This window comes from Rhizobium sp. 768_B6_N1_8 (genome assembly GCF_051811225.1).
Classification (GTDB): domain Bacteria; phylum Pseudomonadota; class Alphaproteobacteria; order Rhizobiales; family Rhizobiaceae; genus Rhizobium.
The window spans coordinates 3,383,378-3,408,579 of sequence record NZ_JBPWPV010000001.1; the positions used below are offsets into that span (position 1 = coordinate 3,383,378).

Sequence of the window (25,202 nt, forward strand, 5' to 3'; positions counted from 1 at the left end):
CTTACTGAGCGGTCGCGACCTTCTCTTCCATCTGGGGTGCTACGACTGCACCCGGACGGATACGCTGAAGGCCGTTGACGACGATCTTGTCGCCGACTTCGAGGCCGTCTTCGACCACGCGTTGGCCATCGAACAGCGAACCAAGCTTGATCTGCCGGTAGTTGACCTTGTTCTCACCATCGACAACGAAGACGAACTTCTTGTCCTGGTCGGTGCCGACTGCGCGGTCGCTGATGACGATCTTGTTCTCGGCCTTCGGCTGGCCCATGCGCACCCGAACGAACTGACCGGGGATCAGCTTGCCGCCGGGATTGTCGAAGACTGCCCGCACGGCAATGGTGCCGCTGGCAGCATCGACTTCGTTGTCGACCAGCTGAAGCTTGCCCTTGATCGGCGTTCCCTCATCGGCAAGCGTGCCGATTTCAACCGGGATCTGTTCAACGGCCGGCAATGCGGCGTCGGTTGCCGGAAGCTCCGAAAGAGCCTTCGTGACCATCTCTTCGCTGGCATTGAAGCTTGCATAGATCGGATCGACAGAGACAAGCGTCGTCAGTTCAGGCGAAGCCGAACCGGCTGCAACGATGTTGCCGACCGTGACCTCGATCTTGCCGATACGGCCGGAAACCGGTGCCTTAACCTGCGTATAATCGAGATCGAGCTGCGCGGACTGGAGAGCCGCCTGTGCCGAACGCAGGCTTGCCTGGGCTTCGGCCAGTGTGCTCTGACGCTGGTCGAGGTCGCTCTGCGAAATCGTCCGGTTGTCTGAGAGACGGCGACCGCGGTCGAGTTCCGTCTGCGCCAGGCTGACCTTGGCTTCGGCCGAAGCGACCTGACCTTGCGCCTGGGATACGGCCGCCTGATAGGGGGCGGGATCGATGGCGAAAAGCAGATCGCCCTGCTTGACCAGGGCACCTTCGCGGAAATGCACGGACTGGATGGCACCCCCAACGCGGGGACGGATCTGAACACGGTCGATAGCCTCAAGACGACCGGAGAAATTCTCCCAGTTCGTCACATCACGGCTGGCGACGACGGCAACCGTCACCGGCACAGCGGGAGGCTGCGCAGGTTCAGAGGCGGCCGTGGCGGTTGCGCTCATCGGCAGTTCGAAAAAGATGGCAGCGGCCGAAACGGACGCAGCAACACCCAGACCGGCGCCCACTAGGGCCCAGCGCTTACTTCTGGACGTCATTGGTACTCTCCTTGCGGCCCCGAATGGCCGTAAAAATCAGTTCGTCTTCAATGCAATTGTGGCTGAACGCTCACGTCCTGAAGAAAATCTCCAAAGTGGCGGCTGACGTTGCCCTGCCACGTGGAAGTCCCCTCAGATTTTCCGCCGTAAATGGATGGCCAACCTGTCCCGGCGGGAAGAACATGCTGGCGCACGCCAACACCTGCCTTCTTCAGGCGAGCGGCGTAACCGATAGTTTCGTCGTGCAGCGGATCATCCTCCGCTGTAAAAATCAGAGCAGGCGCAACACCTGATATACGCGAGCACAGGCAAGGCGCGGCATAGGGATGACAACCGCCACCACTCAGGTAGTGGCTCCAGCCTTCCGTCCAGCGCTGGCGCATGCCAATTTTGTCCGCCTTGCGGATGGAGGACGTACCCATGAATGGATCGAGAAGCGGCGAAAGTAGGATCTGGCCGTCAAGCGCATCCGGCATCTGGTCGCGGGCCTTCAACGCCACACCGGCGGCCACATTGCCGCCCGCCTCTTCGCCGGCGACGAACAGCAGTGACTTGCGGTCGCCGAGGCCGGCCTTCTTGAGAGCGAGATAGGAAAAGATCGAAAAGGAAATTTCGAGCGCCTTCGGAAAGACATTGCCCGAAAGCGTACTGTAATCCGCGGAAACGACGATCGCGCCTGCCTTTGCGAGGCTGGCGGCAATCGGGCGATCAGCATTGGGGTCGCTGTCGAGAAACGCGCCGCCATGCAGATAGAGAACGATCGGCGGACCCTTGCCGAAATCGGCGCCCATGTAGACGCGCGCAGAAACGGGGCCAGCGGCCACCTTTTCCAGCACCATGTCCTTAATTTCGGGCACCATAATCTCTATCTCTTCGCTGCTTTGCAGATGGACGGATGACGCCCGTCTCTTGCATTTTGCACTAAAAAGATATTGTTATTCAAAACCGGGAATAAGAAGCGATATCGCGATAACACTATTCCAAATCCCGAACAATGTTGCAACGCAAACTGCGGAATTGAACCGATGGATCAACTCTCGGCAATGCGCGTCTTCATCCGCGTAGTGGAGACGGGCAATTTCACCCGCGCCGCCGACATGCTCGCCATGCCCAAGGCGACGGTGACCAATCTCATTCAAGGACTGGAAGCGCATCTGCGCACCAAGCTCCTCAACCGCACCACCCGCCGTGTCATGGTGACGACGGATGGCGCCCTTTATTACGAACGCGCCGCGCAGATCATTTCCGAACTTGAGGAGTTGGACGGCAGTCTTTCAAACTCCCAGAGCCTGCCGACGGGCAGGCTGCGCGTCGAGATGGCGGGCGCCTTTGCCGATTCCATTCTGGTGCCGGCGCTCTGTGATTTCTATCAGCGTTATCCCGATATCCGCATCGACCTCGGCGTCGGCGACCGCACCGTCGACTATCTCGCTGAAAACGTCGACTGTGCTCTGCGCGCCGGCACGCCGGCCGACCAGTCGCTGATTGCGAGGCGCGTTTCGGAGATCGAAATGGTCACCTGCGCCGCACCCCTCTACGTCGAGAAATTCGGCCTGCCGCAGCGGCCGGAAGAGCTTGAAACGGAACATTATTCTGTCAATTATTTTCGCGCCCAGAACAATCGCACGGTGCCTTTCGAATTCCGGAAGGGTAACGAGATCATTGAGGTTAATCCGCGCTACATTCTCTCGGTCAACGACAGCCGCACCTATATGACGGCAGCTCTTGCCGGCCTCGGCCTCGCCCAGATCCCGATCTTCATGGCTCGTGAGCCACTGGCAAAGGGGGAACTGATTCAGACTCTGCCGGAATGGACGCGCGAGTCGCTGCCGCTCTACGTTGTCTATCCGCCGAACCGGCATCTCAGCAACAAGGTTCGCGTCTTCGTCGACTGGCTGGTGAAACTGCTGGCAGATGCCAAACTCAACGCCCACTGACATAGAGCCATTGGTAGAAAAGAAGCGGCCCGTGATGGGAGGGATAACCGTCACGGGCCTTGATCTGATGTCTGAAACTGAAGGCCTGTCGCACCGCAGGAAAGGCGCGGCAGGCCCTGGAGTGGAGGTCGGGAGGCGGGCGGCGATTGCCGTCCGCCTCCGTCCATTTTGATATAGGTGCGCTTAGCCGGATAGTAAGGGGCCGCACCCAAGAGACCGTTCACAAGTTTGCGACGATCTTTATCCGTTCGTGACGGGCTTCAGCAGATCCTCGATGCCGATGCGGCGGAAGAGTTCGGCGCGCACGCGGTCCGCAACGCCGTTGACGATCTCCGCGCCGTCTTCCGACGGATCGATATGGGTACGGAACGGCCGTTTTCCGAAGGGCATGTTCACGACATCGACGATGGCGGTCGCAACGGAAGCGGCATCTGCATCAGCGGGTTCGAGCGAGGCAAGACCTTTCAGCGCCTGTTCCGGCAGGCCCTTATAGGGACCTTCATTATATTCGGCGGCGCGGGCGGCATCGGCAGGCGAGCCGGAATGGGCGAAGTGGTTCGTACCCTTGGTGAAGGCGCCGGGAACGATGATTGCCGTTTCGATGCCCCACCGGGTTAGCTCACTGGCATAGGAAACGGCAAGCGAGTCCATGGCGGCCTTGGCGGCGAAATAGGGAGCAAGGTACGGAGGCGTACCGCCGCGGGTGCTGGAGGAAGAAACCCAGACAACCAGTCCCTTGCCCTGCTTGCGCAGATGCGGCAGCACCGCGCGGTTTACACGCTGGGTCGACAGCACGTTGATATCGAAAAGCTCTGCATATTGCTCCGGCGTAAAGGCTTCGGCCGGACCGAAGGACATATGACCGGCATTGTGGATGATCGTATCGATATGGCCTTCGGCGGCGATCACCTTGGCGATCCCGGCCTCGGCGGAGGCATCCGAGGCGACATCCAGTTCGACAGCCTTCAACTCGACGCCGTTTTCTTTGGAGAAGGCCTCCACTGCCTCGACTTGCGGCCGGTTGCGGCCTTCGGTTTCACGCATCGAGGCATAGACGGTGTGACCGGCCTTGGCGAGAGCGCGGGCGGTAAGAGCGCCGAAACCGCTGGAAGCGCCGGTGATGACGATGACTTGCTTGCTCATGATCCTATTCCTTCTGTGAGAGTGGGGCGGCGCGACACCGCCACGAGTTTGCGTCAGACCATGCCGCCATTGGCACGCAGCACCTGACCGTTGACCCAAGCACCATCAGGGCCGGCGAGGAAGGCAACGACACCAGCAATATCCTCAGGCGTTCCGAGACGTTCCAACGGGTTTGCCTTGGCAAGGTGGTCGATGAGTTCGTCGGACTTGCCGTTGAGGAAGAGATCGGTGCCTGTCGGACCGGGGGCGACCGAGTTGACGGTAATCTGGCGGCCACGCATTTCCTTGGACAGGATCGCGCCCATCGTCTCGACGGCGGCCTTCGTGGCGGCGTAGACGCTATAGGCTTCCGGCTTCAGGCCAACGACCGAGCTCGAGAAGTTGATGACCCGGCCACCGTCACGCAGTCGCTTGGCAGCTTCGCGCAACGTGTTGAACGTGCCCTTGAGGTTTACGCTGATCTGGCGGTCGAAGGTGGCATCGTCCACATCGGCAAGACGGGAGAGCAGCATGATACCGGCATTGTTGACGAGGACGTCGACACCGCCGAAGGCTGCCTCTGCAGCATCGAACATGCGGCGCACGGCGTCCGCATCGGCAACGTCGGCCTGCGCCGTCAGGGCCTTGCCGCCGGCCTTCTCGATCCTCTGGGCCAGTTCTTCGGCGAGCGCCGCGTTGCCAGCGTAGTTGATAACGACGGTGAAGCCGTCCTTTGCGAGACGTTCTGCAATCGAAGCACCGATGCCGCGCGAAGCGCCGGTAACGAGAGCGACCTTGTTTTGATTGGCAGACATTTTCTTCTCCTTTGGTTCGGCGCCGCAGCGCCCTTTCGATGAGAAGAAGATGTCCCTTTTCACTTTGCGGATAATCGGCCATTATTCGGCATCACTATCCGGGAAACACGAACAAAATAAAATGGACAGATTCGATGCCATGCGGGTCTTTTCCCGCGTCGTGGAGCGCCGCAGCTTCACGCTTGCCGCCGAAGATACCGGCCTGCCGCGCTCGACGGTGACGGACGCGGTCAAGCAGCTGGAAGCCCGCCTCGGCGTGCGCTTGCTCCAGCGCACGACGCGCCATGTCAGCCCGACGCTCGACGGCGAAGCCTATTACCAGCGCTGTCTATCGATTCTGGCCGATATCGAGGATGCCGAAGGCGCCTTCGCCGGTGCTAAGCCGAAGGGGCTGCTGCGGGTCGATGTGCACGGCACGCTCGCCCGGCATTTCGTGCTGCCGAGCCTGCCGTCCTTTCTGGAAACCTATCCCGATATCGAGTTCTATATGAGCGAGGGCGACCGCCTGGTAGATCTGGTGCGCGAGGGCATCGACTGCGTGCTACGCGTCGGCACTCCGCAGGACAGCGAGATGGTTGCGCGGCGAGTCGCCATGCTGGATGAGATCACCCTCGCCTCGCCATCCTATATCGCCGCTTTCGGTCAGCCCGGGCATCCCGACAAGCTGGATACACACCGCATGGTCGGCTTCCGTGCGACCGGCAGCGCCGGCCCTCTGCCCCTGGAATTCATCGTCGACGGCAGCGTGCGCAACATCACGATCCCCGCGACTGTGACCGTCAACGCCGCCGAAAGCTACATTTCCGCCGCTCGCATGGGGCTAGGCATGATCCAGATCCCGCGTTACCACGCCGAACAGGATCTTGCTGCCTGCACCCTGGTCCAAATGCTGGCCGATTTCCCGCTCACGCAGACGCCGGTTTCGCTGCTCTATCCGCGCAACCGCCAGCTCTCGCCGCGCGTGCGCGTCTTCATCGACTGGCTGGTGAAGGTCTTTGCTCGACAAAATTCCGAAAACACGGTTCACTCATATTAGCACTCTCGGAGGAACGAACATGGCACTCAGCGACACCATGGTTTACCAGACGGATGAGGGCTTCGTCGTCGAGTTCGGCAACGAGGGTGAAGACAGGATTGCAGTCACGCTGCGCAACGCCCCCGATCTCACGCACGAAAATGCCATAGCCAAGGCAAAAGCATTGCTTTCTTCCGCATTCGAGCCCGTTCACGGCGACGGCGCCCGCAGCAAGGATGCTGCGCTCCTTGAAGAAGAGCTGCAGGAAGGCCTCGAAGATTCCTTCCCGGCGAGCGATCCGGTTTCCGTCACCAGTTCGTCGATTTCGATACGCGACCCCAATGCCGGCCACTAGATCTGCTTTGAGATGATGTTGTCGATGCCGCGCGAGCCAGCCGGCGAACGATTGTTCCGGGTGGCAGATCGGCGAAGGGAATGCTATCGGCAATTTCCATGACGATCGAAACGACTGATGGCGCGATCGGCGCCGGCCCGCTTGCCGGGGAGAGCCTGCGCCACTTCTTCGAACGCGATGCGATCGAGGTCGCTCGCGATCTTCTCGGCTGCCACCTCACGGTCAACGATACAGGTGGGCGGATCACCGAGACGGAAGCTTATTACCCGGATGACGCGGCCTCCCACAGTTTCCGTGGTCCAACGAAGCGCAATGGCGCCATGTATGGCCATCCGGGCAATGTCTATATCTACCGCATCTATGGCATGTACTGGTGCCTGAACTTCGTCTGCACACCGGGCTCGGCGGTATTGATTCGCGCGCTGGAGCCGGAAATCGGTCTGGCTGCGATGATTGATCGGCGAGGCACTGATGCGTTGACACAGCTTTGCAGCGGCCCCGGCAAGCTCTGCCAAGCACTCGATATCGATATCTCCATCAACGACCGGACGCTCGACCAGCCACCCTATGCGATCTCGCCTTCCGCGCCTGTGCCCATCGTCTCGGGCAAGCGGATTGGCATTACGAAAAATGCCGAAGCACCATGGCGCTTCGGCATTCAGGGATCGCGATATCTGAGCAAGCCGTTCCGCTAAATGGGAATCTTCAACGTCATTCCATGACGGCGCTATGGTCCACGGCCGGCGCGGCCTTCGGCTTGCGCAGCAGCAGAACTAGCGGCATGACGGCGAGCGACATCAGCATCAGCAGCTTGAAGTCGTCCATATAGGCGATGATGGTCGACTGCAGCGTGATGACGTCGTTAAGCGCCGCGCGGCCGACCGCCGTCAGCGGGCTGAGACCTTGTGCGGCCGTCGCATTGAAGGCGTGGTTGAACGGCGTCACATAGGCCGCAATCGACTCATGGTTGCTCTGCGTGTTCTCGACAATCAGTGCCGAGACAATCGAAATGCCGACAGAGGAGCCGATGTTTCGCGACAGGTTATAGAGGCCGGTTCCGTCGCCGCGCATCTGGGCCGGCAGCGTCGCAAAGGCAATCGTCGTCAGCGGCACGAAGAGGAAGCCGAGACCGGCGCCCTGGATGAAGCCGACCGAGATGATCGTCCATTGCGAGACGTCGGGCGTCCAGCCGGTCATGTCGTACATCGCCCAGGCCGTCAGCCCGAGACCGAGCAGCAGCAGCCAGCGCGTATCCACCTTGCCGATCAACCGACCGACAATGAACATGCAGAGCATGGTGCCAAGGCCGCGCGGTCCCATGACGATACCCGCCGTAGTGACCGGATAACCCATCAGCGTCTGCAGATATGGCGTCATCAGCGCCAGTGAGGCGAGATAGGTGATGCCGATCACGAAGATGAAGATCATGCTGACGGTAAAATTCTGGTCGAGGAACAGCCGCGGATTGACGAAGGATTTCTCCGCCGTCAGCGTATGTACCAGGAGCAGATAGAAGGCTGCGGCGCAGACGATCGCCTCGACCATGATCTCGCCGGAGGAGAACCAGTCGAGCTGCTCGCCGCGGTCGAGGAAAAGCTGTAGCGCCGCAATGAACAGGCTCATCATCCCGAAGCCGAACCAGTCGAGCTTGGCGAGCGCATCCCTCTTCGTCTCCGAGACGAATATGACGATGCCGGCAAAGGCGAGCGCGCCGATCGGAATGTTGATGTAAAAGACCCAGCGCCAGCTGATATTGTCCGTCAGCCAGCCGCCGATGACAGGACCCAGAACCGGCCCGACCATGACCGAGACGCCGAATAGGGCCATGGCCGAGCCGCGCTCCTCGGCGGAATAGATGTCGAGGAGGATGCCCTGGGAAAGCGGAACCAGCGAGGCGCCGAACAGGCCCTGCAGCAGGCGGAAGGCAACGATCTGCGGCAGCGACTGCGCCAGACCGCAAAGCACGGAGGCGACAACGAAGCCGACAATCGCCGTCAGCAACACACGTTTGCGGCCGAACTTGGCAGCAAGAAAGCCAGACGGCGGCGTCATGATCGCGGCCGCGACGATGTAGGAGGTCAAAACCCAGTTGATCTGGTCGGCGGAGGCCGAAACGCTGCCCTGGATATAGGGCAGCGCCACGTTGGCGATCGTCGTATCCAGCGCCTGCATGATGACGGCCAGGATGACGCAGGCCGTGATCGCGCCGCGATTGGCAACCGGGGTTGCCGGTGATGCAGGAGCAGTGCTCATGGCCGTTACTCGTGGCTGTTGCCGTGGCCCAAAAGGTTGTTGACGAAATCAGGCAGGCCGCGCGCATGGCCGGTATCGACATCGACCACCGTGCTCATGCCGACGCGAAGCGGCGGCTTGCCCTGAGAGTCGTCGATGCTGACGCGCATCGGAATGCGCTGTACGACCTTTACCCAGTTGCCGGTCGTATTCTGTGCCGGCAGCAGCGAGAAGGAAGAACCCGATGCCGGGCTGATGCTCTCGACCTTGCCCTTCCACATGACGCCCGGATAAGTGTCGACGTAGATATCGACCGACTGGCCGGGCTTGACGTAGGTGAGTTCGGTTTCCTTCGGGCTCGCGGCGATCCACAGATGCGAGGTCGAAACTAGCGAGAAGGCCTGCTGCGAAGCCTGGAGGTAGGAGCCGACCTGCAGCGCGTTGACGTTGGTCACGATGCCGTCGAAGGGCGCCTTGACGACGCTGTGGTCGAGCTCGCGCTGAGCGTTGTCGACCTGCGATTTGGCCTGCAGGTACAGCGGGTTTTCCTCGACCGGCTGTTCGGCATTGCCGCCGAGCTGGGCAAGCGTCGTTGCGGCTTCCGCCTTGGCGACGGAAACCTTCTGCTGCGCGGCCTCGAGATTGTGCTTGGCTTCGTCATAGGCCGACTGTGTCGCGCTGCCGTTGTTGACGAGATTTTGCTGCCGGTCGAACTGATCCTGGTAATAGGGCAGATCGGCTTCAGCCTGCGTGATTTCGGCGAGCGACTGCTGATAGCTGGCCTTGAGGTTCATGATCTGGTTGCGCTGCGCGCCGAGCTGCGCCTTGGCGCCATCGAGCGCGATCTTGAAGGAATCAGAGCGCAGGCTGAAGAGCACCTGCCCCGCCTTGACCTGCTCGTTCTCATGAACGTTGATCTGCTCGACGAGACCGGAAACGTCGGTCGTGATGCCCACCATGTCCGCCTGGATATACGCATTGTCGGTCGACATGATCTGACCGCCATTGACGTAGTAGTAGCCGCCGACGACGAGCGCCACCGGCAGCAGGGCAAAGAGGACGGGACGGGTGAAGCTGCGCCGGCGGCGGACCTTGTTGCCGCCAGGCGCAGCCACCGCGGCAGCCGCGGGCGCTGAATTGGATGAAGGCGCCTCAGCCACCGTTTCCGGTTGTTGGGGAATTTCTTTTTCTTCGACAGGGTTCTTGGCATTCGCGTCGGACACGACGCGCAGGGGGGATTGATCAGCCATGTTTCGTCTCATTCTCGGCGACCGGACTCCGGCACGCCTGCACCAGGTTCGTCTTCATTACGGATAGGATGTGGAAAAGCTGGTCGCGCTGTTCGGGTGTTATGCTTTCCAGCGCCTCGCCGCGGGTCACGTCGCCGATCTCTCGCATTTCGGCGAGAATCGGATGGGCTGCTTCACGCATGTAGAGCAGCCAGATGCGCCTGTCGGTCGGGTGCTGGCGGCGCTCGATCAGGCCGCGCTCGGCGAGCTTGTCGAGGATGCGGACCAGCGTGATCGGCTCGATTTCGAGGATCTCGGCAAGCCCGCTCTGATGGATGCCCTCATTATTGGCGAGATAGGCAAGCGTCTGCCACTGAGACCGCGTCAGCCCAAGGTCCTTTGCGCGCTGCTCGAACCGTTTGCGAAGCAGACGGGCCACGTCGTGCAGAAGAAAACCGAGTGTTGGATTGTTGGTCATATACCTTCGCCGGCTAGTAATAAGCATCCTTATGATATTGGTAGATATATTGAGCATATGCAGTGCACAAGGATACAACCTCAAGATTCCGCACCTGCGGCCAAAATGCCGCAGCCCACACCTAGCAGAGCCTTCGATCCGGTCTTTCGAAAGGTTCAAGCAGCGGCCGAAACTCGTCTCAGCAATTTGACAAAGCGAGGCATCGGCGGAAATGCCGGGGGTTTGCGGAACTCCAAATCAATGCAATCAATTGGCATTTGCAATTTTTGGATTCTCCCGTTTATAGTCTGCCTTCATAGAGTTAGGGAGAAGCAGGATTTTCTTCCTCCGGTTGATTTCGAGGTGCTGGCCTGCACCTGTCATCTTCCCGGCAGCCAAGCATGAGTAGAATTCGGACTTAGGACGAAGGCTCATGTTTTCGTTCCAGCAGACATAAACAGCTTATCTCAGGCATAGGTTCAGGCGGCCGCGTTCGGCCGCCCGCAAGGGGGACCGGAATGGCTTATTCGCTTCGACAGATATTGGCGCTCGGCTGCTTTGCCGCCTTCCTGCCGCTCATTGCTGAGGCACAGCAGGCGCCTGCTCCCCCGCCCGTCACCGTCGCCAAACCCGTCGTGCGCGATGTGGTCGATAGTGATGAGTTCATCGGCCGTTTCGAACCTGTCGATGAGGTCTCAGTCCGCTCGCGTGTCGGTGGTTACCTGCAGGAAATCGACTTCACCGACGGCGCTCTGGTGAAACAGGGCGACCGGCTCTTCGTCATCGATCAGAGGCCGTTCGTAACCGCGCTCAATCAGGCCAATGCCGCGCTCGAAGCGTCGAAATCGGCTCTGGTCTTTGCCGATGCGCAATATAAGCGCGCCCAGTCGCTTGCTTCGAGCGGCAGCCAGTCGGCGCAGACGCTGGACGATCGCCGCCGCGAATTCGATTCAGCGCAAGCCAATGTCCGCGGCGCGCAGGCTGCAGCCGATCGCGCGGCTCTCGACATGGAATATACCGAGATTACCGCGCCGCTCAGCGGCCGCATCGACCGCCGCCTGATCTCCGCCGGCAACCTCGTGCAGACCGACCAGACGGTGCTGACGACGATCGTTTCCCTCGACCCGATCGATTTCTATTTCGACGTCGACGAGCGCCGCCTGCTGAATTTCGCCGACACCGCACGCAAGCTCGGCAAGGTTCTCCAGCAGGGCGGTGGCGGACTGGATGTGACAGTCACGATCTCGGATCCCAATGCCAAGCCATTCAAGGGAAAACTCGATTTCGCCGAGAACCGGATCGACAACGAGAGCGGCACCATTCGTCTGCGCGCCCGCTTCCCCAACCCCGATCTAGTCCTTCAGCCCGGCCTCTTCGGTCGCATCCAGGTCGAAGCCTCCAACACCTATCAGGCCATTCTCGTTCCTGACGAGGCAATCGGCGCAGACCAGAATGAGCGTGTCGTCTATGTCGTCGGTACCGACGGCACGGTATCGACCAAGCCCGTGAGGCCCGGTCCGCGGCTCTATGGCTACCGCGTCATTCGCGAAGGCCTCGACGGCACCGAGACGATCATCGTCAATGGCCTGATACGCGCCCGGCCCGGCGCAAAGGTAACACCTCAGATGACCGAACTGCCGAAGGAGCGGACGGACGCGCCGCCGGAAACCGCCGGTGCGGAGAGCGGCCAATGAGATTTGCCCATTTCTTCGTAGACCGGCCAATCTTTGCGGCCGTCATTTCGATCGTTCTTCTCGTGGTCGGCAGCATCGCCTATACGCAATTGCCGGTCTCTCAATATCCGGAGATCGCGCCGCCGACCATCGTCGTGCGCACCTCCTATCCGGGCGCCGACCCGCAGACGATCGCCGATACGGTTTCAACCCCGCTCGAGCAGCAGATCAACGGCGTCGAAGACATGCTCTACATGTCTTCTTACTCCAGCGCCGATGGCGCCATGTCGCTGACGATCACCTTCAAGCTCGGCACCGATCTCGACAAGGTCCAGGTTCTTGTCCAGAACCGCGTTTCTATCGCCCTGCCCCGTCTTCCCGAGGAAGTTCAGCGGCTTGGCGTGACCACCGACAAGAGCTCGCCTGACCTGATGATGGTGGTGCACCTCCTGTCGCCGTCGCACCGCTATGATCAGCTCTACGTCTCGAATTATGCCCGCAACCGCATACGCGACGTTCTCGTACGCCTTGACGGCGTCGGCGATGTGCAACTCTTCGGCGAGCGCCAATATTCGATGCGAATCTGGCTGGATCCGGAAAAGCTCTCCGCCTACGGAATGACATCCGATGACGTCGTTGCCGCATTGAGAGACCAGAACGTCCAGGTATCGGGCGGCAAGATCGGCGCGCCACCGGTCACCGGCAAGAATGCGTTCGAATATACGGTGCGAACGGACGGACGTTTCTCGGATGTGCGCCAGTTCCGCTACGTCATCGTGAAATCGACGGCCACCGGCCGGCTTGTGGCCTTGCAGGATGTCGCCCGCATCGAGCTTGGCGCACAAGACTACGTCACCAACAGCTATCTCAACAATGACCCCGCAGTTGCTCTCGGCATCTTCGCCCGACCGGGAACCAATGCACTGGATACCGCCCATCAGATCCAGGGCATCATGAAGGATCTTTCGCAGAACTTCCCACAGGGTCTGGAGTACCGCATCGTCTACGATACGACCGAATTCATCTCGGATTCGATCAATGAAGTCTACAGGACCATCGCCGAAGCGGCGATCCTCGTGGCAATCGTCGTCCTCGTCTTCCTGCAATCCTGGCGAACTGCCCTCATTCCGATCATCGCCATCCCCGTATCGCTGATCGGCACTTTCGCGGTCCTGCTCGCCTTCGGCTTCTCGCTCAATATGCTGACGCTGTTCGGCCTCGTCCTTGCGATCGGCATCGTTGTCGACGACGCGATCGTGGTGGTGGAAAATGTCGAGCGAAACCTGGCGCGCGGCATGACCCCGAAACAGGCGGCGCACGTCACGATGGACGAAGTCGGGACCGCCGTGGTCGCCATCTCGCTGGTGCTGATCGCAGTGTTCGTGCCGACGGCCTTCATTCCCGGCATTTCCGGACAATTCTACAAACAATTCGCGGTGACGATTTCAGTCACCACGGCAATTTCCGCATTGAATTCGCTGACGCTGTCGCCTGCGCTCGCAGGCATATTGCTGAAAACCCACGATCACGAGACCAAGCGCAAGAATATCTTCTCCCAGCTGGGAAGCGGGCTTGCCAACGGCTTCAACCGCGGATTCGATCGGATGAGTTCCGGCTATTCCTGGATCGTTCGGCATCTGGTCAGCAGTTGGGTAGGATTGACAGCTTCGCTTATTGTCTTCGCCGGCCTGCTGGGCGCGACCTGGTACATGGGACAGAAAGTTCCCTCGGGGTTCATCCCGACCATGGACCAGGGTTACGCAATCATCGTCATCCAGCTTCCGGACGGCGCTTCGCTTGCGCGTACCGACGCCGTCGTCAAACAAGTGGGTGACATTGCCCGCACGGTGCCGGGCGTCGGCAATGCCGTGCAATTTGCCGGTTTCAGCGGGGCAACTTTCACCAATGCCTCGAATGCCGGCGTCGTCTTCGTCCCGTTCAAATCCTTTGCCGAACGTGAAGAAGGTGGCGAAACCGCCAACAAGATCATCGGCGAACTCTACGGCAAGCTGCAAAGCATCCAGGAAGCCTTCATCATCGCCATCCCGCCGCCATCCGTGCGCGGCGTCGGCAATTCCGGCGGCTTCAAGATGCAGATTTCGGATCTTGAAAACGCGGACATGACGCGTGTCCTTGGTCTAGCCCGCCAGATGATGGGTGCCGCAGCCACGACTCCGGGCCTGACCGGCGTCTTCACGACATTCTCGGACGCAAGCCCGCAATATTTCCTCGCGATCGATCGCGACAAGGCACGTTTCCTGAACGTGCCAATCCCCAACATCTTCAACGCACTGTCCATCAACCTCGGCGTTGCCTATGTGAACGACTTCAATGCATTCGGGCGCGTTTATCAGGTTCGCGCCCAGGCTGACCGGCAATATCGCATGGACAGGGACGACATCCTGGCGCTGAAGGTTCGATCGGCAACCGGTGCACTGGTCCCGCTCGGCACTCTGATGGACATACAGGATTCCAGCGGTCCGGCACTTGTCCAGCGCTACAACATGTATGTCTCGGTGCCGCTTCAGGGCAATCCGACTCCCGGCACATCGACCGGCGATGCCATCAAGAAGATGGAAGCGCTGGCGGGGCAGATCCTGCCGCCCGGAACGACCTTTGAATGGACCGAGCTTGCCTATCAGGAAACCCATACCGGCAATACCGCCATCTATATCTTCGCCCTGTCGGTGATCTTCGTCTTCCTTGCGCTTGCGGCACAATATGAAAGCTGGGTCCTGCCCCTGGCCATCATCCTCATCGTTCCGCTCGCAGTGCTCGCCGCGTTGATCGGCGTATGGCTCAGGGGAATGGACAACAACGTCCTCACCCAGATCGGCCTGATCGTCCTGATCGGCCTTGCGGCCAAGAACGCCATTCTGATCGTCGAGTTTGCACGACAGGCGGAAGAAGAAGGGAAAAGCGTCGTGGATGCCGCAATCGAGGCAAGCCATCTTCGCCTGCGCCCGATCCTGATGACGGCCTTCGCCTTCATCTTCGGCGTTCTACCGCTTGCCATCGCCACCGGCCCAGGTGCTGAAATGCGCCAGTCGCTCGGCACGGCTGTGTTCTCGGGCATGTTGGGTGTGACGATCTTCGGCCTGTTCCTGACGCCGGTCTTTTATGTCGTGCTGCGCCGCTGGCGCAAAAAGCCGGCGGAAGCGCCGGCTCAGGTCGATGCGGAAGAGAATGCTGCCTGAACCGGTTTCAGGTGGAGAAGAGGTAAACTTGGCCCTGCCAGAAGCGGGCGACGGAGAGCCTGCCGCTCCTGAAGGCGCGGGTGTCGAGGTTCAACCGCATTGGCTGCACATCCGGCTGGTCGCCGGGCGTGTGACCATGGACGATGAGCTTCGGCAGTGGCAGCGGGCTTTCCAGGAAACGCTGGCGAATGAAAGCCAGATCGTCATCGGCCTGCTCTTCGAGCGGCACGCGCGGGTCGATGCCCGCATGCACGAAGGCGACATTGGGCGTATCGAGCATGATCGGCAGGGAGCGGATGAAATCGATATGGGTATGCGGCAGCGACTGGCGGATGAAGGCGTCGAGCTGCGCACCGGAACGGAAAACGAGCGGCAGGTGATCGGGATCGAGACCGTAGGATCGCAGAAGCTCGGCGGCACCCATGGTCATCCAGTCGTCATAGGATGCCCAGCCGTCGATATAGTCGAGCATGACGATCTCATGGTTGCCGGCAAGGCAGATGCGCTCGAAACCCTCGGGCGCCGGGTCCATGATATGGCTGATGACATGCGCCGATTGTGGACCGCGGTCGATATAGTCGCCAAGCATGACGATGAGTTTGGTGCCCGGTATATGCTCTGCATCCCGGACGATCGCCTCTTCCGCTTTCTGCAGCAGATCGAGACGACCATGCACGTCGCCGATGGCATAAGTGGGGATGTCGGCTATATCCATGCTCACGCGCGGGCGCGGCTGACGTCCAGCCTTCGAACCCTCGCGGCTTCGTGCAAGAGAATCACTCATCATCATTCCTGATCAGTTCGCCGTCCCTTAACCATAAGTAGAGCATACGGCAAGGCGATCAAGCTGGTAAGAAAATTCCGCCGGCCGGGCTTTTGTGGAAAAAGCGGCCTTACGCAAGTCGATGCAATCACGCACTTTTTTAGCACCAGGAAAGAGTGGCAGATGGGCACCGTATCGCAACTGCACGACAATGTGCGTCCTCCGGCGCACCGCATCGCGACTGAGGAGGAGGCCATCTCCGCGGCTCGCGAGCTTGCGGCCGGATTTCGCCGGCAGGCAAGCGAGCGCGACATCAACCGCCTCATGCCAAACGCCGAGCTCGACGCGCTCTCGCAATCCGGCCTCACAGCAATCACCGTTCCCCCTGAATATGCCGGGCTCGATATTTCCAACGCCCTGCTCGCCGAGATCGTCGCCATCGTCGCCGAAAGCGATGCCTCGATCGGCAACGTGCTGACATCTCACTTCCGCGTGCTGGAAGGGCTGCGCAACCAGCCCTCGGAAGAGCTGAAGATCGCCCTTTTCACCCGCGCATTGGACGGCGACCGTTTCGCTGCGACCCGTTTTACCGATCAGGCAAGCCTCGTTGCCGAGGGCTCCGGCTTTCGCCTGACAGGCCGGTCGGAACAGGCAGCCGCCATCCTTTTCTCCGACTGGATCGCCGCAGCAGCGATCGATCCCGGCGGCCGCAGGGTGACGTTGCATCTGCAGCGTGACAGCGACGAACTGCAGGCGATAGACGACTGGGATGCTTTCGGGCTTCGCACCAACGGCACGGCAACGCTGATTGCCGGCAAACTGCATGTGAATGCAGATACCGTCACCGCCGCTCCATCCGGCGATCACACGACGGAAAAGTCCCTGGGCCTTCTGCTGCAGGCAGCCGTCAGCCTCGGTATCGCCCGTGCAGCCTTTGCCGACCTGCTCGTCATGGCGAAGGAGCCCTCTGCCCTCTTTGGCAAAATCGGCGAGCGCGCCATCCGCATCGAAATCGCGACCGGCGCGCTGGAACAGGCAGGCCGCAAACTGGATATCGCCCAGGTAAGCCCCGCCGAAGCAGCCATGGCGGAAGCCTATTACTCCGCCTCATCCGCCTACCTCACGGCAACCGAGGTGGCGCTGGACACGGCAAATGCTCTCTTCGAACTGGCCCGGGGCGCGACCGGCAGCATAGCGCTCAACCTCGACCGTCACTGGCGCAACGCCCGCATCCACGACATGGCAATCCAGCGCGAGCCGCTGTTGAAGGCAGCAGGCGCGCATATTCTGAAAATCAGGGAAAGCTGAAGCAACTCCCGCAAAACTGTGCCCCACTTTGCATACGGAATTGCGTGAAAATAAAGGGAGCGCGGATCAGCTCGCGGCGGAAACCGGGACCTTTTCCTCGACCGTTTCGATGCCGCCGCCGACAACGAACTGTTCGAGCGTCATGTTGTCGAGAATGGCAGCGATCGCGTCCCGGACTTCGGTCATCGAGCGCCGCACCTGACAGGTCTCGGGATCTGCGCAGTCATCGCAGGCCTCGTAAGCCGTGCGGCTGGCGCAGCGGATCGGCGCAAGCGGCCCATCCAGCGTACGGATGACATGACCAATGCGGATCTCCGACGCAGGCCGCGACAGCGAATACCCGCCGCCCGGCCCCTTCTTCGACCGCAGGATGCCGACATTACGCAGTTCGAGCAGGATCGTATCGAGAAACTTCTTCGGAATATTGTTGCGCGACGCGATGTCGTTGATGAAGGCGGTCTCGCCCGGCGCCAGCCGCGCCAGATCGACCAGCGCCTTCAATCCGTATTTTCCTTTTTTCGTCAACATCTGGGTCGCCCTGCACTTTGCGGCATTATGCTTCTGTAATAGCAGGCAAATAGAGTCAAAACGATGAAGAGACAACAAAATAACCAGTTTTTATAGGCTACATCAGCAATATGTTGCCGTAAAACCGCTATTCAGAGTTTCCTGAACCTTGCAGGTCTCCAGAAGGTTGTCTCGCACCGCCAACCGATGCGAGACCGGAAGTCTCGTCTAGACCGTTTTCAGCATGCCGCCGTCGACGAAATAGGTAGAGCCAATACTGTAGCTCGCTCGGTCGGAGCAGAGGAAGACGAAGAAGTTCGCGAGCTCCTCCGGCGTGCCGAAACGCTTGGACGAGGCATGCTCATCCGCCACGCTCTGCAGGTAGCGCTCCCAGTCACCACCGGTCTCCGCTGTCAGCTGCTTGGCGGTCTTGATCCAGTCCGGCGTCAGGATGAGGCCGGCGTTGATGCAGTTGACGCGAATCTTGTCCTTGACGAGCTCTGTGGAGAGCGTCTTGGAAAACATCATGAGCGCCGCCTTGGTGACATTGTAGATCGGCTCGTACCACAGCGGCTGCACGGCACAGATCGAGGCATTGTGAAGGATCACTCCGCCGCCGCGCTTCTTCATTTGCGGCGCAATTCCGCGGGCAAGGCGCACGGCGGCCATCACATGCAGATCAAAATACGCCTGCCACTTCTCGTCGGGCGCCTCCATGACCGTCTCGTTGGAGCCGGTGCCGGCATTGTTGATGAGAATATCCGCTCCACCACGCTCGGCTGCCGCCGCGATGATCGCCTCCGTGCCCTCGACAGTCGCCACATCGCTTTCGACCGCAATGGCACTGACACCATATTTTTCGGCGATGCGCACAGCTTCAGCATCCAGCCGCTCGCGTCCACGCGCAGACAAAATGAGGTTGGCACCCTCGGCCGCCAGCCCTTCGGCGATCGCCAGCCCGATACCGACCGAACCACCAGTGATGACGGCGGTCTTTCCCTTCAATCCAAGATCCATGAAATCCTCCCAATCCGGCCGGCGGTCCGGCTGCTCCGCCAACTCTTCCGGCATTGGCTCTGCCCGTCAAGCCATGGCGGAAAATCATTGGTGCCGCTAACTGATCCCTCTTGCCGCAGGTCGCGTTCTATCGCATGCCTGCGGGCATAGTGGAGGAATTTTCATGCGTCTTTACTCAGCTTGCATTGAATGGCTGTTTGCCGAGGAAGGCGATCATTTCACCGATCGCATCCGCCGTGCCCATGCCGCCGGCCTCAAGGCCATCGAGTTTTGGCGCTGGACGGACAAGGACCTCGACGCGATCGAAGCCGCATTGAAGGAAACCGGCCTCAAGGTGACGAGCTTCGTCGCCGAGCCGATGATCGCGCTGACCGATACCGCCAATCGCGAAACCTGGCTGAAGGGCCTTGCCGAATCCGTTGTCGTCGCAAAACGCCTCAGCGTGCCTGTCCTGATCGCGCAGGCCGGCGACGATCTCGAGGGCTTCACTCGAGACGAACAGCGCAAGGCGCTCACCGACACGCTACGGGCCGGCGCCGACATCCTTGATGATAGCGGCGTGCGCCTCGGTGTCGAACCGCTCAATATCCGCATCGACCACGTCGGCTATTTCCTCGATTCCACCCGCGAGGGGCTGGATATCGTCGATGACGTCGCCCGTCCGGAAATCGGCATCGTCTACGACATCTATCATTCCGCCGTCATGGACGAGCGCACGGAAGATGTTCTGGCCGGCCGCATCGACCGCGTTTTCCACGTTCATGTCGCTGACCACCCCGGTCGCAACGAACCCGGCACCGGCACGATCGATCTCGCTCACCGCCTGAACTGGATCTTCTCCAACGGCTACACCGGGGCTATCGGCATGGAATACAAGCCAACGGCTCCGGGAGCGGATGCGGTGAAGGCGGCAATTGCGACCTTGGGCTGACGTTCAGCATTCTGCCGTCATCCAGCAGCGTCAGCCCGATCACTTCACAAGCGCACTGTGCTGATCGGCTTCCGATTTCGGCATTTCCGGATCGGCAACTGCCGCCACCTTGCACGGACCAGCCGAACGGCGCTCGACGATGCGTGAAGCGATCATGACGCGGCGGGCAGGCATGCCGGGTAGGCGCGGATTTTCTATCCGCTCCAGGAGCAGCCGCAGACCGACGGCCCCGCCCTCCTGCCCTTCCATTTTCACCGTCGTCAATGACGGCGAAATCTGCGTGGCCGGCGAGAAATCGCCGAAGCCGACGACCGAGACATCATCGGGAATGCGATAGCCCTGGCCCAGCAATTCGGAAACCACGGTCAGCGCCAGTCCGTCATGGGCACAGAAGAAAGCCGTCGGGTGGATACCCTTTGCCTTGAGGTCCTTGAAAACCTCGCCGAAGCCGATCTGTTCGTCGAAGCTTAACACATGCAGCAAGACATCCTCGCAGCGTTCGGCAATCTCCCGCGCACCGTAGAAGCGCTCGCGCCGGCCCCGGAAACCGGGCGTGCCGTTGACATAAGCGATCGACCGATGGCCGAGTTCGATCAGATATTGCAGTACCGCCTGCCCCGCCTCATGGTCGGTGCCGGTCACCTGATCGGCTTGCTCCAGCGGATCGACCCAGCCGAAACGTACGATCGGCACACCGGTCGCCGTTGCCGCAGCGATCGCCTCCCGATCATGCGGACCGACGAGTAGTAGACCGGCGCAGGACCGCCCCAGCTCTTCCAGCTGACCGGCACTGTGGGTCCAGCGGATGCGTAGCGCCATGCCGAGCCTATGCGCCTCACGCTGCACGCCATTCTGGATCTGCATGTAGAGTTCGCTGTTGACGGCATCGAGATCGTGGAAAACGACGGCGATATCATTGGTCTGCGATTGGCCGGCAGGGCGCGTGTAGCCCAGCCGTTCGGCCGCCGCGCGGATCAGCGCACGCGTCTCCTCACTGACACCGCTCTTGCCGGCTAGCGAGCGCGACACCGCATATTTCGAGAGGCCGACCTCCCGCGCGATCGTCTGTAAAGTAACTCGCCCCCTGCTTCCCACTTTCCACCTCGATGTTCCATCCGGCATTCGGAGCGCTTCGCTACACGTTACCTACCGGAATTGCAAATTCTTGCACTAACAGAACATAACGCTTTACCTAACAATATCCAAATGTATTCTTCTCGTTATCCCAGCCTAAAAGCAAAAAATAACGATAAGCGCTGAGGATTTTTGGAGGAGAACCCTATGATCAAGCTGAAACGTCGTGCGTTTCTGGCCGGGACTTCGGCCGTTCTGATCTTGCCGGCTCTGCCGGCATTCGCCGCCGACTTCAAGGAAGCGGACATTCTGAAAGACAAAGTTTCAAGCGGCGCGTTGCCGGCCCTCAAGGACCGGCTGCCGGAAAATCCGCTCGTCATCAAACCGGTCGAAAGCGTCGGCAAATATGGCGGCGACTGGAATATGGCGCTCGTCGGCGGCGGCTCGCTGTCGATGCTGTTCCGCTATCAAGCCTATGAGCCGCTGCTGCGCTACACACCCGACTGGTCCGGCGTGACGCTGAATGTCGCCGAGGCCTTCGACGGCAATGCGGATTCAACGGAATACACCATCCGCCTGCGCAAGGGCATGAAGTGGTCGGACGGCCATCCCTATACCACAGCGGACGTAAAATTCTGGTACGACACGATCCTGACCGACAAGCGCGTCGCCGTTAACGGACAAGGCCACTGGAAAACTGCTGGTAAGCCGGCGAAGCTCGAAATTGTCGACGAACAGACGTTTAAAGTTATCTTCGCGAAACCTAACGGTATGTTCCCGTTGCAGGTCGCCTGGGCCAATAGTGACCACACGACGCGCTGCCCCAAACATTATCTCGAGCAGTTCCATATCGATTATAACCCGAAGGCTGACGAGCTTGCCAAACAGCGCGGCTTCGAAAGCTGGATCGCCGCCTTTCAGTCCGCCTCCGGCTTCCAGGACGACAATGCCTTCTTCCTGAACTCCTCGAAGAAGCCCTGCCTGCATGCCTGGATGTTTACGACTGCACCCGGCGAGAATACCGAACGCGCTATTGCCGAACGCAACCCCTTCTACTGGAAGGTGGATACGGAGGGTAACCAGCTCCCCTATATGGACCGCATCGTCTACCAGATGGTCGCCGATCCGCAGGTGCTGCTGCTCAAGGTCATGCAGGGCGAAATCGACCTGATGGACCAGTATATCGCCACACCGAACAACAAGTCCGTGCTCTACGATGCGCGCGAGCAGGGCAAGTATGATTTCTACACGCTGACTTCCACCGAAGCCAATGTGATGAACTTCATCTTCAACCTGAACCACAATGACGAGACCAAGCGAAAGCTCTTCCGCAACAAGGATTTTCGCGCGGCACTCTCCATGGCGCTCGATCGCCAGTCGCTGATCGACGCCGTGCTCGTCGGCCAGGGCGCACCTGCCCAGCCTTCGATCAAGCAGGGCGACCCGCTCTACAATGAGCAGCTTGCCACGCAGTTCACGAGCTACGATGTCGACAAGGCGAATGCCCTGCTCGACACGCTCATCCCGAAGCGTGACGACCAGAACTTCCGTTTGGACGAGAAAGGCCGTCGCCTGACGGTGATCTTCGAGATCGACCAGGCACGCGCCGTCTTCCTCGATCTCTTCCAGCTCGTCATCCCCATGTTCCAGGCGGTCGGCATCGATGCACAGATGCGCACCATGGACCGTTCGCTCTGGGAAACCCGTGTCCGTCAGGGCCGTGATTTCGACGCGACGGCTCACCAGTTCGGTGCGAATGGTGGTGTCGCCGCCATGCTCGACCCGCGCTACTACGTACCGACGGATTCGAATGCAATGTATGCCCCGGCCTGGCAGCTCTGGTATCTCGACCGCAACAACGCCAGTGCCGAGGAGCCACCGGAAGAAACCAAAAAGCAGCTTGAGCTCTACGACAAGCTGAAATCGACCTCAGATGCCGCCGGACAGCAGGAGATCATGAAGCAGATCCTGCAGGGTGCCGCCGACAACTTCTATGTCTTCGGCATATCCCAGCCGCCGGATGGCTACGGCATCGTCAAGAACAGCATGAAGAACATTACCAAAACCATGCCGAACTCCTTCGGCTGGCCGACGCCCGCTCCCACCATGCCGGAGCAGTTCTACAAGGTCTGATGGCCTGCGACAGCAATGATGCATTCCGGGCGCCGGCTCTACCGGTCGGCGCCATGGCCTTCTTTTGCCAATGATTGGATGAGACGATGCTCGACGCCAGAAGACAGAATACCGACACGCTGCGCACGCCGGACTGGTTCAAAACCGCAACGCGCTGGACGCAGCTAACCTTCGTGGAAGACGACCCGGAAAAATACGATCCGGCCTTCTGGGTCGATGTTTTCAAGCGCACGAAATCCAACGCCGTATGCCTTAGCGCCGGCGGCTACATCGCCTACTATCCAAGTGAAGTACCCTATCACTATGTCAGCAAGTATCTGGGCGACAAGGATATTTTCGGCGCGCTCGTTGATGCCGCCCGCAAGCTCGACATGCATGTCATGGCCCGCGTCGACCCGCACGCAATCCATGACGATGCGGCAAAAGCGCATCCCGAATGGGTGATGATCAATGCCGACGGCACACCGCGCCGCCACTGGGCCTATCCCGATGTCTGGGTCACCAATGCCTATGGTGATTATAACACCGTCTTCATGCCCGATGTGGTGAAGGAGATCGTCCGCAAATACGATATCGACGCCGTCTTCGCCAATCGCTGGCAGGGCCACGGCGTCGATTACAGCGAAGACAGCGCCCGCCGCTTCAAAGACATGTTCGGCCATGCTCTGCCGAAGAAGGCGGATGCCGATGATCCGGCCTGGCAGAGCTGGTTGCAATGGCGCCGCCGCGTGCTGACCGACATGATCGCCCAGTGGGACGATGCGGTCAAAGCGATCCGCCCGCATGCGAGCTTCATCCCCAACATGGGTGGCGCCTCGCTGATGGAATTCGACCTCTCGGTCATCGCCAAACATTGCCCCTTCCTTGTCGTCGATCATCAGGGCCGCAAGGGACTTGAACTCGGCTGGTCGGCCGGCCGCAACGGCAAGCGCATCCGCGCCACCTTCCCGGACCGCCCGGTCGTCCTCATCACCTCGATTGGCCCGGAAGAAGAATATCGCTGGAAAGATGCTGTCACCTCGGGCGAGGAAATGCAGCTCTGGATCAATGACGGCACCGCCCACGGCCTCTATGCCTGGTTCACCAAGTTCAACGGCGTCGTGCCCGACAAGCGCTGGGTGGAACCGGTCGCCGATGCTTTCGCCCTGCAGGCAGCTGTCGAGCCAGTCCTTGAAAGCATGTATCCGACGGCCGAAATCGCCGTCATCGACCCTTCGACGACGCTCCGCCATTGGGCGCCGGAAGAGCGCCACAGCGCCGAGAAACACGATCTCGGCTTCTATCACGCCCTCGTCGAGGCCCGGCTGCCCTTCGAGCTTCTCTCGGATCAGGTTCTGATGAAGGAGAACCTTGACCGCTTCAAGCTGATCATCCTCGCCAACGCCTCCTGCCTCTCGGATGCGCAGAACGAAGCGATCCGCGCCTATGTGGAGCGCGGCGGCAGCGTCATCGCATCCTACGAAACCTCGCTTCGCGATGAGTTCGGCAAGAAGCGCAGCGAATTCGGCCTTTCCGATGTGTTCGGCGCCAAATTCGTCTCCGGCCCGCGCGGCATCGTCAAGAACACCTATGTGTCGCTTTCCGGCGATCATCCGGTCAATCAGGGCTATGACGGTGCCGAGCGCATCATGGGCGGTACGCGCCTCATCCATGCCGACCCCACCGGCAATGCGACAACGCCCTTCCTCTACGTGCCCGATTTCCCGGATCTGCCGATGGAAGAGGTCTATCCGCGCAAGGCCCCGGAAGGCGCCGGCGTCATCGCCCGCGAAACCGGCAAGGGCGGCCGCTCGGTCTATATCCCCTGGAATATAGGTGAAATTTTCTGGGAAGTCTTCGCCGTCGACCATGGAAGGCTGATCGGCAATGCGGTGCGCTGGGCACTCGGCAAAACCCCGCGCGTTACCGTGGATGGCCCCGGCGTCATCGACATGGCGTTGCGCGAGAATGCCGAAGGCGTCGCGCTCAGCCTCTTCAACCTCACCAACCCGATGATGATGAAGGGGCCGATACGCGAAAATTACCCTCTGGCGACGCAGACGGTTTCAGTGGAAATTCCCCCTGGCAAATCGGTGGCGAAGGCATGGCTCATCGTTACCGACCGCGCCGCAAACTTCAGCGTTAAGGGTGGCCGCGCACAGGTGGAGGTGCCAGGCATCGAACGGCTGGAGGTGCTGCACCTCACCTGGAAATGAGGTGTTGAGACAAGGAGGAGCGCTTTCGGCCTGGAGGGGCCGAAGGCGGA

The 25,202-nt window shown here is 60.3% G+C and carries 21 protein-coding genes; 10 read left to right on the top strand and 11 right to left on the bottom strand.

Annotation, left to right across the window (positions count from 1 at the left end; all coding sequences use genetic code 11):
* Position 1: 1 nt before the first annotated feature.
* A complete protein-coding gene (locus AB8B33_RS17550) occupies positions 2 to 1,192 on the bottom strand; it encodes an efflux RND transporter periplasmic adaptor subunit (protein WP_439016335.1) in 1,191 nt (396 codons plus the stop codon).
* 47 nt (positions 1,193 to 1,239) lie between these two features.
* On the bottom strand, positions 1,240 to 2,052 hold the full coding sequence (locus AB8B33_RS17555; protein WP_113319568.1) for an alpha/beta hydrolase: 813 nt from the start codon (positions 2,050 to 2,052) through the stop codon (positions 1,240 to 1,242).
* Positions 2,053 to 2,217: 165 nt separating this feature from the next.
* On the opposite strand from AB8B33_RS17555, the gene AB8B33_RS17560 reads away from it, so the two are divergent.
* Positions 2,218 to 3,129, top strand: coding sequence for a LysR substrate-binding domain-containing protein (locus tag AB8B33_RS17560; protein ID WP_439016336.1), 912 nt, complete (start codon positions 2,218 to 2,220; stop codon positions 3,127 to 3,129).
* A 240-nt stretch (positions 3,130 to 3,369) separates the two neighbouring features.
* Here AB8B33_RS17560 and AB8B33_RS17565 read toward each other — a convergent pair whose 3' ends face one another.
* On the bottom strand, positions 3,370 to 4,272 hold the full coding sequence (locus AB8B33_RS17565; protein ID WP_113319566.1) for an SDR family oxidoreductase: 903 nt from the start codon (positions 4,270 to 4,272) through the stop codon (positions 3,370 to 3,372).
* A 53-nt stretch (positions 4,273 to 4,325) separates the two neighbouring features.
* Entirely contained in the window at positions 4,326 to 5,066 is a 741-nt protein-coding gene (locus AB8B33_RS17570; protein WP_439016337.1) for an SDR family oxidoreductase, read from the bottom strand.
* A gap of 121 nt (positions 5,067 to 5,187) precedes the next feature.
* Here AB8B33_RS17570 and AB8B33_RS17575 point away from each other — a divergent pair, with 121 nt between their 5' ends.
* The 3 genes from AB8B33_RS17575 (at position 5,188) to AB8B33_RS17585 (ending at position 7,131) form a co-directional block, all read left to right on the top strand.
* Entirely contained in the window at positions 5,188 to 6,102 is a 915-nt protein-coding gene (locus AB8B33_RS17575; protein WP_439016338.1) for a LysR family transcriptional regulator, read from the top strand.
* A gap of 19 nt (positions 6,103 to 6,121) precedes the next feature.
* Positions 6,122 to 6,436, top strand: a complete 315-nt coding sequence (locus tag AB8B33_RS17580; RefSeq protein ID WP_113319563.1) for a hypothetical protein — start codon at positions 6,122 to 6,124, stop codon at positions 6,434 to 6,436.
* Between the two features lie 80 nt (positions 6,437 to 6,516).
* A complete protein-coding gene (locus AB8B33_RS17585; protein WP_113319562.1) occupies positions 6,517 to 7,131 on the top strand; it encodes a DNA-3-methyladenine glycosylase in 615 nt (204 codons plus the stop codon).
* A gap of 16 nt (positions 7,132 to 7,147) precedes the next feature.
* On the opposite strand, the gene AB8B33_RS17590 is transcribed toward AB8B33_RS17585, so the two are convergent.
* From AB8B33_RS17590 to AB8B33_RS17600, 3 genes are read right to left on the bottom strand one after another with little or no spacing between them, the layout of a single operon-like run.
* Entirely contained in the window at positions 7,148 to 8,689 is a 1,542-nt protein-coding gene (locus AB8B33_RS17590; RefSeq protein ID WP_439016339.1) for a DHA2 family efflux MFS transporter permease subunit, read from the bottom strand.
* Between the two features lie 5 nt (positions 8,690 to 8,694).
* A complete protein-coding gene (locus AB8B33_RS17595; RefSeq protein ID WP_439016340.1) occupies positions 8,695 to 9,918 on the bottom strand; it encodes an HlyD family secretion protein in 1,224 nt (407 codons plus the stop codon).
* Positions 9,911 to 10,375 (bottom strand): MarR family transcriptional regulator, encoded by a 465-nt coding sequence (locus AB8B33_RS17600; protein ID WP_113319559.1) that lies wholly within the window; start codon positions 10,373 to 10,375, stop codon positions 9,911 to 9,913. The genes AB8B33_RS17595 and AB8B33_RS17600 overlap by 8 nt, the downstream gene beginning before the upstream one ends.
* Before the next feature lie 497 nt (positions 10,376 to 10,872).
* Between AB8B33_RS17600 and AB8B33_RS17605 the strand changes: the two genes are divergently transcribed.
* Together AB8B33_RS17605 and AB8B33_RS17610 are read left to right on the top strand one after the other, a co-directional pair.
* Positions 10,873 to 12,048: an efflux RND transporter periplasmic adaptor subunit gene (locus AB8B33_RS17605; RefSeq protein ID WP_439016341.1), complete on the top strand. Its 1,176-nt coding sequence runs from the start codon at positions 10,873 to 10,875 to the stop codon at positions 12,046 to 12,048.
* On the top strand, positions 12,045 to 15,224 hold the full coding sequence (locus tag AB8B33_RS17610) for an efflux RND transporter permease subunit (protein WP_439016342.1): 3,180 nt from the start codon (positions 12,045 to 12,047) through the stop codon (positions 15,222 to 15,224). Before AB8B33_RS17605 ends, AB8B33_RS17610 begins: the two co-directional genes overlap by 4 nt.
* Before the next feature lie 7 nt (positions 15,225 to 15,231).
* Here AB8B33_RS17610 and AB8B33_RS17615 read toward each other — a convergent pair whose 3' ends face one another.
* Positions 15,232 to 16,008, bottom strand: a complete 777-nt coding sequence (locus AB8B33_RS17615) for a metallophosphoesterase family protein (protein ID WP_113319581.1) — start codon at positions 16,006 to 16,008, stop codon at positions 15,232 to 15,234.
* Positions 16,009 to 16,170: 162 nt separating this feature from the next.
* On the opposite strand from AB8B33_RS17615, the gene AB8B33_RS17620 reads away from it, so the two are divergent.
* A complete protein-coding gene (locus AB8B33_RS17620) occupies positions 16,171 to 17,295 on the top strand; it encodes an acyl-CoA dehydrogenase family protein (protein ID WP_439016343.1) in 1,125 nt (374 codons plus the stop codon).
* Between the two features lie 66 nt (positions 17,296 to 17,361).
* Here AB8B33_RS17620 and AB8B33_RS17625 read toward each other — a convergent pair whose 3' ends face one another.
* Entirely contained in the window at positions 17,362 to 17,823 is a 462-nt protein-coding gene (locus AB8B33_RS17625; protein ID WP_113319555.1) for an RrF2 family transcriptional regulator, read from the bottom strand.
* A gap of 207 nt (positions 17,824 to 18,030) precedes the next feature.
* Positions 18,031 to 18,819: an SDR family NAD(P)-dependent oxidoreductase gene (locus AB8B33_RS17630; protein ID WP_439016344.1), complete on the bottom strand. Its 789-nt coding sequence runs from the start codon at positions 18,817 to 18,819 to the stop codon at positions 18,031 to 18,033.
* A 163-nt stretch (positions 18,820 to 18,982) separates the two neighbouring features.
* Between AB8B33_RS17630 and AB8B33_RS17635 the strand changes: the two genes are divergently transcribed.
* A complete protein-coding gene (locus AB8B33_RS17635; RefSeq protein WP_439016345.1) occupies positions 18,983 to 19,750 on the top strand; it encodes a TIM barrel protein in 768 nt (255 codons plus the stop codon).
* 39 nt (positions 19,751 to 19,789) lie between these two features.
* Here AB8B33_RS17635 and AB8B33_RS17640 read toward each other — a convergent pair whose 3' ends face one another.
* Entirely contained in the window at positions 19,790 to 20,845 is a 1,056-nt protein-coding gene (locus AB8B33_RS17640) for a LacI family DNA-binding transcriptional regulator (protein ID WP_439016346.1), read from the bottom strand.
* 186 nt (positions 20,846 to 21,031) lie between these two features.
* Between AB8B33_RS17640 and AB8B33_RS17645 the strand changes: the two genes are divergently transcribed.
* On the top strand, positions 21,032 to 22,957 hold the full coding sequence (locus tag AB8B33_RS17645; protein ID WP_439016347.1) for an ABC transporter substrate-binding protein: 1,926 nt from the start codon (positions 21,032 to 21,034) through the stop codon (positions 22,955 to 22,957).
* A gap of 86 nt (positions 22,958 to 23,043) precedes the next feature.
* Positions 23,044 to 25,152, top strand: a complete 2,109-nt coding sequence (locus AB8B33_RS17650) for a family 10 glycosylhydrolase (protein WP_439016348.1) — start codon at positions 23,044 to 23,046, stop codon at positions 25,150 to 25,152.
* Positions 25,153 to 25,202 lie beyond the last annotated feature (50 nt).

What these genes read in the sequence shown, in the direction of transcription:
- AB8B33_RS17590 (WP_439016339.1), bottom strand. Translation starts at nt 8,689, where the DNA reads ATGAGCACTGCTCCTGCATCACCGGCAACCCCGGTTGCCAATCGCGGC.
- AB8B33_RS17630 (WP_439016344.1), bottom strand. Translation starts at nt 18,819, where the DNA reads ATGGATCTTGGATTGAAGGGAAAGACCGCCGTCATCACTGGTGGTTCG.
- AB8B33_RS17595 (WP_439016340.1), bottom strand. Translation starts at nt 9,918, where the DNA reads ATGGCTGATCAATCCCCCCTGCGCGTCGTGTCCGACGCGAATGCCAAG.
- AB8B33_RS17615 (WP_113319581.1), bottom strand. Translation starts at nt 16,008, where the DNA reads ATGAGTGATTCTCTTGCACGAAGCCGCGAGGGTTCGAAGGCTGGACGT.
- AB8B33_RS17585 (WP_113319562.1), top strand. Translation starts at nt 6,517, where the DNA reads ATGCTATCGGCAATTTCCATGACGATCGAAACGACTGATGGCGCGATC.
- AB8B33_RS17550 (WP_439016335.1), bottom strand. Translation starts at nt 1,192, where the DNA reads ATGACGTCCAGAAGTAAGCGCTGGGCCCTAGTGGGCGCCGGTCTGGGT.
- AB8B33_RS17625 (WP_113319555.1), bottom strand. Translation starts at nt 17,823, where the DNA reads ATGTTGACGAAAAAAGGAAAATACGGATTGAAGGCGCTGGTCGATCTG.
- AB8B33_RS17555 (WP_113319568.1), bottom strand. Translation starts at nt 2,052, where the DNA reads ATGGTGCCCGAAATTAAGGACATGGTGCTGGAAAAGGTGGCCGCTGGC.
- AB8B33_RS17575 (WP_439016338.1), top strand. Translation starts at nt 5,188, where the DNA reads ATGGACAGATTCGATGCCATGCGGGTCTTTTCCCGCGTCGTGGAGCGC.
- AB8B33_RS17620 (WP_439016343.1), top strand. Translation starts at nt 16,171, where the DNA reads ATGGGCACCGTATCGCAACTGCACGACAATGTGCGTCCTCCGGCGCAC.
- AB8B33_RS17565 (WP_113319566.1), bottom strand. Translation starts at nt 4,272, where the DNA reads ATGAGCAAGCAAGTCATCGTCATCACCGGCGCTTCCAGCGGTTTCGGC.
- AB8B33_RS17570 (WP_439016337.1), bottom strand. Translation starts at nt 5,066, where the DNA reads ATGTCTGCCAATCAAAACAAGGTCGCTCTCGTTACCGGCGCTTCGCGC.
- AB8B33_RS17635 (WP_439016345.1), top strand. Translation starts at nt 18,983, where the DNA reads ATGCGTCTTTACTCAGCTTGCATTGAATGGCTGTTTGCCGAGGAAGGC.
- AB8B33_RS17560 (WP_439016336.1), top strand. Translation starts at nt 2,218, where the DNA reads ATGGATCAACTCTCGGCAATGCGCGTCTTCATCCGCGTAGTGGAGACG.
- AB8B33_RS17610 (WP_439016342.1), top strand. Translation starts at nt 12,045, where the DNA reads ATGAGATTTGCCCATTTCTTCGTAGACCGGCCAATCTTTGCGGCCGTC.
- AB8B33_RS17605 (WP_439016341.1), top strand. Translation starts at nt 10,873, where the DNA reads ATGGCTTATTCGCTTCGACAGATATTGGCGCTCGGCTGCTTTGCCGCC.
- AB8B33_RS17645 (WP_439016347.1), top strand. Translation starts at nt 21,032, where the DNA reads ATGATCAAGCTGAAACGTCGTGCGTTTCTGGCCGGGACTTCGGCCGTT.
- AB8B33_RS17580 (WP_113319563.1), top strand. Translation starts at nt 6,122, where the DNA reads ATGGCACTCAGCGACACCATGGTTTACCAGACGGATGAGGGCTTCGTC.
- AB8B33_RS17600 (WP_113319559.1), bottom strand. Translation starts at nt 10,375, where the DNA reads ATGACCAACAATCCAACACTCGGTTTTCTTCTGCACGACGTGGCCCGT.
- AB8B33_RS17650 (WP_439016348.1), top strand. Translation starts at nt 23,044, where the DNA reads ATGCTCGACGCCAGAAGACAGAATACCGACACGCTGCGCACGCCGGAC.